Annotated in this window: 7 protein-coding genes; 3 read left to right on the plus strand and 4 right to left on the minus strand. The window is 74.6% G+C overall.

From position 1 onward, the window contains the following. Nucleotides 1–20 precede the first annotated feature (20 nt). The 3 genes from BIV28_RS14235 to BIV28_RS14245 all read right to left on the minus strand — a co-directional run bounded on the left by BIV28_RS14235 (nt 21) and on the right by BIV28_RS14245 (nt 1,870). Nucleotides 21–545, minus strand: a complete 525-nt coding sequence (locus BIV28_RS14235) for a 2'-5' RNA ligase family protein (protein ID WP_076262890.1) — start codon at nt 543–545, stop codon at nt 21–23. 4 nt (nt 546–549) lie between these two features. Beyond that, on the minus strand, nt 550–1,323 hold the full coding sequence (locus BIV28_RS14240; RefSeq protein ID WP_076262892.1) for a P-loop NTPase family protein: 774 nt from the start codon (nt 1,321–1,323) through the stop codon (nt 550–552). A gap of 127 nt (nt 1,324–1,450) precedes the next feature. Continuing rightward, entirely contained in the window at nt 1,451–1,870 is a 420-nt protein-coding gene (locus BIV28_RS14245) for a MarR family winged helix-turn-helix transcriptional regulator (RefSeq protein ID WP_076262894.1), read from the minus strand. A gap of 88 nt (nt 1,871–1,958) precedes the next feature. On the opposite strand from BIV28_RS14245, the gene BIV28_RS14250 reads away from it, so the two are divergent. The 3 genes from BIV28_RS14250 to BIV28_RS14260 are packed head-to-tail and all read left to right on the plus strand — an operon-like array spanning nt 1,959 to nt 5,859. Next, complete coding sequence (locus BIV28_RS14250; protein WP_076262896.1) at nt 1,959–3,800, plus strand: ABC transporter ATP-binding protein; 1,842 nt, start codon at nt 1,959–1,961, stop codon at nt 3,798–3,800. Between the two features lie 35 nt (nt 3,801–3,835). After that, nucleotides 3,836–4,339 (plus strand): PH domain-containing protein, encoded by a 504-nt coding sequence (locus BIV28_RS14255; protein ID WP_076262925.1) that lies wholly within the window; start codon nt 3,836–3,838, stop codon nt 4,337–4,339. Continuing rightward, on the plus strand, nt 4,336–5,859 hold the full coding sequence (locus BIV28_RS14260) for a PH domain-containing protein (protein ID WP_242653037.1): 1,524 nt from the start codon (nt 4,336–4,338) through the stop codon (nt 5,857–5,859). The genes BIV28_RS14255 and BIV28_RS14260 overlap by 4 nt, the downstream gene beginning before the upstream one ends. A 3-nt stretch (nt 5,860–5,862) precedes the next feature. Here BIV28_RS14260 and BIV28_RS14265 read toward each other — a convergent pair. Next, nucleotides 5,863–6,181: ankyrin repeat domain-containing protein (locus tag BIV28_RS14265; protein WP_207555995.1), on the minus strand; the 319-nt coding region annotated here is incomplete at its 5' end.

The raw sequence follows: 6,181 nt of genomic DNA on the forward strand, positions 1-6,181 counted from the left end.
GGGCCCATCGTAGGGAGGACTCAGCCCGCGAGGCCCCACACGCGTCCGGCGTCGGGGTCCCACCGGCGCACCGAGGTGACGGTGCCGTCGACCGGACGCGTGCGCCCGAGGGCCGCGAGCGCCTCACCCACCTGACGCGAGCCGAGGCCGCGCGCGAGCGTCACGTGCGGAGTCCAGCGTCCGGCGCGGACCGGCTCGGGCACGTCGGGACAGGCGACCATGGCCTCGGCCACGGCGCCGTGGAGGGCGAGCAGGCCGGCGTCGGGCACGACGAGCCGCGCCAGGACGAACCGTCGTGAGCCGAGCACGAGCAGGCCCCCGAGCCGGACCGGCAGCGGCAGGTGCGCGGCGATGCGGTCGGTGAGGCGCCGTTCGACGAAGTCGGGCACCGCGCTCGCGACCGAGAGCGTCAGGTGCGGCGCGTTGGTCGCCCCCGTGTGGGCCGCCTGGCTGGGCAGGCCCGCGGCGGCGAGCAGCTCCCACTCGCGACGCACCTCGGCCGAGGTCGCGTCGTCGAGGAGCGCCTCGACCGAGTGGAGGGGCATCGGCTCAGGCGGCCCGTTCGGGCTCCGGGGCGGCCTCGAGGCCGAGGTGCCCGCCGACGAAGGTGCGGATGCGGTCGGTGTGCTCGTCCCACGACCCGGTGTCGGTGCGCACGACGAGGGTGGGCAGCGCGAGGTGCGGGAGCAGGTCGAGCTCGATCTCGCGCCGGTGGCGCATGGCCTCGACGTGGTCGTCGACGCCGGCCCGGCCCTCGGCGGGGTCGCCGGCGTCGAGGTAGACGAGCGCGGGCGCGTGGCCGGACACGGAGGAGACGAGGCCGCGGACGTAGGCCTCGAGGACCGACACCGGCTCGTCGAAGCGGGCGACGAAGGCGCCGACCGGGTTGTGCAGCAGGACGCCCTCCCACACCTGGACCGCGGCACGCGGGCCGCGGTCGCCGTACTGGCGCCAGCTGTCGGAGAGGACCCGGGCGTGCAGCTCGGGCGTCACGTCGCCGTCGTAGCAGTCGTGGCGCCGCAGGCGCTCGACGAGGTCAGCGGGCAGCTCGGGGTGCCGGCCGAGGCGGACGAGCCAGGCGTCCCCGGCCCGCTCGGCGGTGCGGATGAAGGCGTCGGCGGCCGAGGGCAGCTCGGCGAGCAGCTGCACGACGTCCTCGTTCGTCAGCACCGCGACCTGCTCGAGGTCGACCGGGTGGTCGGTGCGGCCCTCGGGCCACTGCTCGACGGGGACGCCGCGACCGGCCAGCCAGGCTCCGATGCCGGCCGCCGTCGTGCTCTTGCCCGTGCCGGGCAGCCCCTCGACCATGACCAGACCCGACATGTGGCTCACCTTCGACTCGACGCGTGCAGACGCGTCTCGTGGAGGGACGCGGGGCGTCGACGACCGGTTGCCGACGCGGGGGCCACCCGTGCTGCGGCGGCGCGGCGACCCACTCTAGGGCACCCGGTCACGGCCGCGGGGTGTCGAGACGGGTGAGGATCGCTGCGAGAGAGGAACGCTCACGCTCGCTCAGGACGCCGAAGAAGTCGGTCGACTCGACGCGCCGGGCCTCGTCGACCTCGGCGAGGGCGGACTCGCCCCGGTCGGTGAGCGAGACCGTGAGCGCGCGCCGGTCGGCGGGGTCGGGGGCCCGGGTCACGAGGCCGCGCTGCTCGAGGCGGTCGACGACGTCGGTGACCGAGCGGGGCGCGATGCGCAGGTGGTCGGCGACGACGCCGAGGCGCGTCGGCCCGTGGTGGCCGATGACGCGCAGGGCGCGGGCGTCGTGGGGCGTCAGGTCGGGCCCGAGGCCTCCGGCCCACCGGCGGCGCAGCGCACGGGCGGCGCCGACCAGGAGCTCGTCGAGGGAGGGATCGGCGTCGTGCATGGGCACAGCATACGGTCGACCTTGTCGTGCTGCCTCATTGTGAGGTAACCTCACCATATTGTCTCCGACCCGAATCGAGAGTGATCCCTTGGACCGCCCCACCGACGCCAAACCCAGCACCCCCACCACCCGTCGTGGTCCCCAGCGGGCCACTGCCGAGGACCGCGCCCAGCTCGACGAGTCGCCCGTGTCGATGCGCCGCGTCGCCGCCCTCTTCGGGCCGCACCGCACCACCGTCGCCGTCGTCACCGCCCTCATCGTCGTCGTCTCCGTCGTCTCGATGGCCCAGCCGTTCCTGCTGCGCACCGTCATCGACGACGCCCTCCCCCGCCGCGACGTGCGCCTCCTGCTCCTCGCCGTCGCCGGCATGCTCGCCGTCACCGTCGTGGGCCAGCTGCTCGGCGTCGTCCAGACCTGGCTGACCACGAGCGTCGGCCAGCGCGTCATGCACGGGTTGCGCACCGACGTCTTCCGCCACCTCCAGCGCCAGTCGCTCGCCTTCTTCACCCGGACGCGAGGCGGCGAGGTGCAGTCGCGCCTCACCCACGACATCAGCGGCATGCAGTCGGTCATCACGAACACGGCCACGTCGGTCGCGAGCAACGCCACCACCGCGGTGGCCACCGTCATCGCCATGGTGGCCCTGAGCCCCCGGCTGTCCGTGCTGTCGCTGCTCGTCGTCCCGCCGGCCGTGTGGATGACCCGACGCGTCGCCCTCCTGCGCCGCGACGTCACCGCCCGCCGGCAGCGTCGGCTCGCCGACCTGCACAGCCAGGTCGAGGAGAGCCTCAGCATCGGCGGCGCCACCCTCGTCAAGACGCTCGGCGCCGGCGAGGCCACGGCCGCGCGGTTCACCGACACCTCGGCCGACCTCATCGACCTCGAGCTGCGCTCGCAGCTGGCCGGCCGGTGGCGGATGGCGACGATGCAGATCGTCTTCGCCGCGATCCCGGCCCTCATCTACCTCGCCGCGGGCTTCCCGGCGAGCTCGGGCGGCATGACCATCGGCACGCTCATCGCCTTCACGACCCTGCAGGGCGCGATCTTCCGGCCGCTCATGGGCCTGCTCGACGTCGGCGCGCAGTGGGTCACCTCGATGGCGGTCTTCAGCCGGATCTTCGGCTACCTCGACCTCACCGTCGACGTGCCCGAGCCGACGCGTCCGGTGCGCCTCGACCCCGCCACCGCGCGCGGCGACGTCCGCTTCGAGGGCGTCACCGTCAGCCACGACGGACGCGTCGACGCCGTCGCCGACGTGACCCTCCACGTGCCCGCCGGAACCACGCTCGCCCTCGTCGGCGAGACCGGCTCGGGCAAGTCGAGCCTCGCCACGCTCCTGCCACGCCTGCACGACCCGGTCGCCGGACGCGTCAGCATCGACGGCGTCGACGTGCGCGACCTCGCGGCCGCCGACCTCGCGGGCATCGTCGGTGTCGTCTCGCAGGACACCCACCTCGTGCACGCCTCGATCCGCGAGAACCTCCTCCTCGCGGCGCCCCACGCCACCGACGACGACCTCTGGCGGGCCCTCGCCGCCGCCCGGGTGGCGCCCCTGGTCGCCGAGCTGCCGGCAGGCCTCGACACCGTCGTCGGCGCCCGCGGCCACCGGTTCTCCGGCGGCGAGAAGCAACGCCTCGCCATCGCCCGCACGCTGCTGCGCAACCCGCGCGTCCTCGTCCTCGACGAGGCCACGAGCGCCCTCGACAACGAGACCGAGCGCGAGGTCCAGGGGGCGATCGACCGGCTCATGGCCGGGCGCACCACGGTGACCATCGCGCACCGGCTCTCGACGGTCCGGCACGCCGAGCAGATCGCCGTGCTCGACCACGGCCGGGTCGTCGAGCTCGGCGACCACGACACCCTGCTCGCCCGCGGTGGCCGGTACGCGCGCCTCGTCGAGTCCAGCGCCGAGGCCCCGCTCGCGGCCTGAGTGGTGCAGGACGCGGCGTGTGGCACGGTGGGGTCATGCAGACCCAGGAGGCAGCGACCCTCCGCGCCCCGGCCAACCTCGTCTCACCGCGCGCCGTGACGCTCTGGACGGTCGAGGCGCTGGTGCCCGTCACCGGCCTGCTCGTGGCGCAGGTCATCTGGTGGTTCGTCGACGACGACCCCGCCCGGGGCGCGCACTGGCTCGTCGGGGCGCTGTGGCTCGCGCTGTCGACGGCCTACGTGCTCGTCATGCCGCGGTGGCGCCGGCGCGTGCACCGGTGGGAGGCCACCGGGCGGGCCATCTACACCCAGACCGGCTGGGTGCGCCAGGAGCGGCGCATCGCGCCGATGAGCCGCGTGCAGACCGTCGACCTCGAGCGCGGCCCGATCGCCCAGCTGCTCGGCCTCGCGTCGGTGACCGTGACGACGGCCTCGGCAGCCGGGCCGCTGCGCATCCACGCCCTCGACCTGCCCGTCGCCACCGAGCTCGTCGAGACGCTCTCGGCCGCCGCCGTCCTCGAGAAGGGCGACGCGACGTGAGCAGTGCGTCGCCCGAGGAACCCGTGCCCGAGGTGCCGGAGACCGAGTGGCGGCGCCTCGACGCGCGGATGCTCCTCATCCACCCCGTCGAGACCGTCATCCGGCTGCTTCCGGCCCTGCTCGCCCTCCTCGTGGCCCGGGCGAACTCCGACAGCGACCAGCCGTGGGAGCTCTACGCCCTGCCCGTCATCGTCGCCTTCGGCGTGCTGCGCTGGTTCACCACGCGCTACCGGATCACCGGCGGCCGCATCGAGCTGCAGCGCGGGCTGCTCAACAAGCAGACGACCAAGGCCCAGCTCGACAAGGTCCGCACGGTCGACCTCACGGCCCGGGTGTACCACCGGGTCCTCGGCCTCGCGAAGGTCGAGATCTCGACGGGCGGCAGCCACCGCGACCGCCTTGTCCTCGACTCCCTGCGGGTCGACGAAGGGCGGCGGCTGCGGGCCGAGCTGCTGCACCGCATCGACCCCGCCGTCACCGGGCTCCCCACCCCCACGGGCCTGCCCGTCAGCACCGACGCTTCCGGGCCCGACGCGTCGGCGCCGGCACCCCACGACGAGGAGCTCGTCCGACTCGACCCGGCCTGGGTCCGCTACGCGCCCTTCACGCTGACCGGCATCGCCACGGCGGCGGCGGGCGTCGGCTTCCTCTTCCAGTCGGTCGGGCGGGTCCGCGACCAGGGCGAGGTCATCGCGTCGGGCACCGAGTGGGTGCGTGGCCTCGCGATCTGGGTCGACGTGCTGCTCCTGCTCGTCGTCGTGTCGGTCCTCGCCGCGGTCGCCTACGTCCTCAACTTCTGGGGCTTCCGCCTCACCCGCAACCGGCTCGGCAGCCTGCACACCCGCCGTGGCCTGCTCACGACCCGCGAGACGAGCATCGACCGCGGCCGGGTGCGCGGCGTCCAGGTCGACGAGCCGGCCGGCCTGCGCCTCGTCGGAGCGCGGCGGCTCAAGGTCGTCACCACCGGGCTGCTCCGCGAGCGCGGGGGCGCCGACTGGCTCGTGCCCCCGGCGCCCGCGACCGAGGTGTTCCGCGTCGCCACCGGCGTCGTCGACGACGACGACGCCGTGACCGCGGCTCTCCAGCCCCACGGCCGGGCGGCCCTGCGGCGCAGGCTCACCCGCACCATCGTGCCGACGCTCGTCGTGCTCGTGGCGCTCGCGGTGCTCCGCTCGGCCACCGACGCGCCGGTCGGGTGGTTCGCCGGGGCCCCGGTCCTGCTCGCCCTGGCCGCGTGGCTCGCCGTCGACCGCTACGCCGGCCTCGGGCATCGGATCACACCGCGCCACCTCGTCGTGCGCGAGGGCTCGCTCGACCGGCACCGGGTCGCCCTCGACCGCGACGGCGTCATCGGCTGGACCGTGCGCCAGTCGTTCTTCCAGCGCCGGGCCGGGGTGGCCACGCTCGTCGCGACGACAGCGGCCGGCGCGTCGCACTACGACGTCGTCGACGTGCCGGTGGCGCGCGCCTACGAGGTCATGGGCGAGGTCAGCCCCGACCTGCTTGCCGAGTTCCGCTGAGCCTCAGCGGTTCTCGCTGAGGATGCGCTCGATTTGGCGGTAGCCCCTGTTCTGGGCGTGCTCGAGCGCCGTGACGCCGTCCTTGTCGGCGATCGACGCGTCGGCGCCGGCGTCGAGCAGGATGCGCACGATCTCCTGGTGGCGCGGGCCGCCGTCGCCGAGGACGACGGCCTCGAGCAGGGCCGTCCAGCCGAGGTCGTTGACGTGGTCCACGTCGATGCCGGTGCGCACGACGCGCCTGACGTAGTCGACGTGGCCGCGCTCGCTGGCCGGGATCACCGAGACGCCGCCGTACCGGTTCCGGATCGTCAGGTCCGGGCGG

The sequence above is a fragment of the Intrasporangium flavum genome (assembly GCF_001956915.1).
In the GTDB taxonomy this organism is placed as follows: Bacteria; Actinomycetota; Actinomycetes; order Actinomycetales; family Dermatophilaceae; genus Monashia; species Monashia flava.

What these genes read in the sequence shown, in the direction of transcription:
- BIV28_RS14235 (WP_076262890.1), bottom strand. Translation starts at nt 545, where the DNA reads ATGCCCCTCCACTCGGTCGAGGCGCTCCTCGACGACGCGACCTCGGCC.
- BIV28_RS14240 (WP_076262892.1), bottom strand. Translation starts at nt 1,323, where the DNA reads ATGTCGGGTCTGGTCATGGTCGAGGGGCTGCCCGGCACGGGCAAGAGC.
- BIV28_RS14245 (WP_076262894.1), bottom strand. Translation starts at nt 1,870, where the DNA reads ATGCACGACGCCGATCCCTCCCTCGACGAGCTCCTGGTCGGCGCCGCC.
- BIV28_RS14255 (WP_076262925.1), top strand. Translation starts at nt 3,836, where the DNA reads ATGCAGACCCAGGAGGCAGCGACCCTCCGCGCCCCGGCCAACCTCGTC.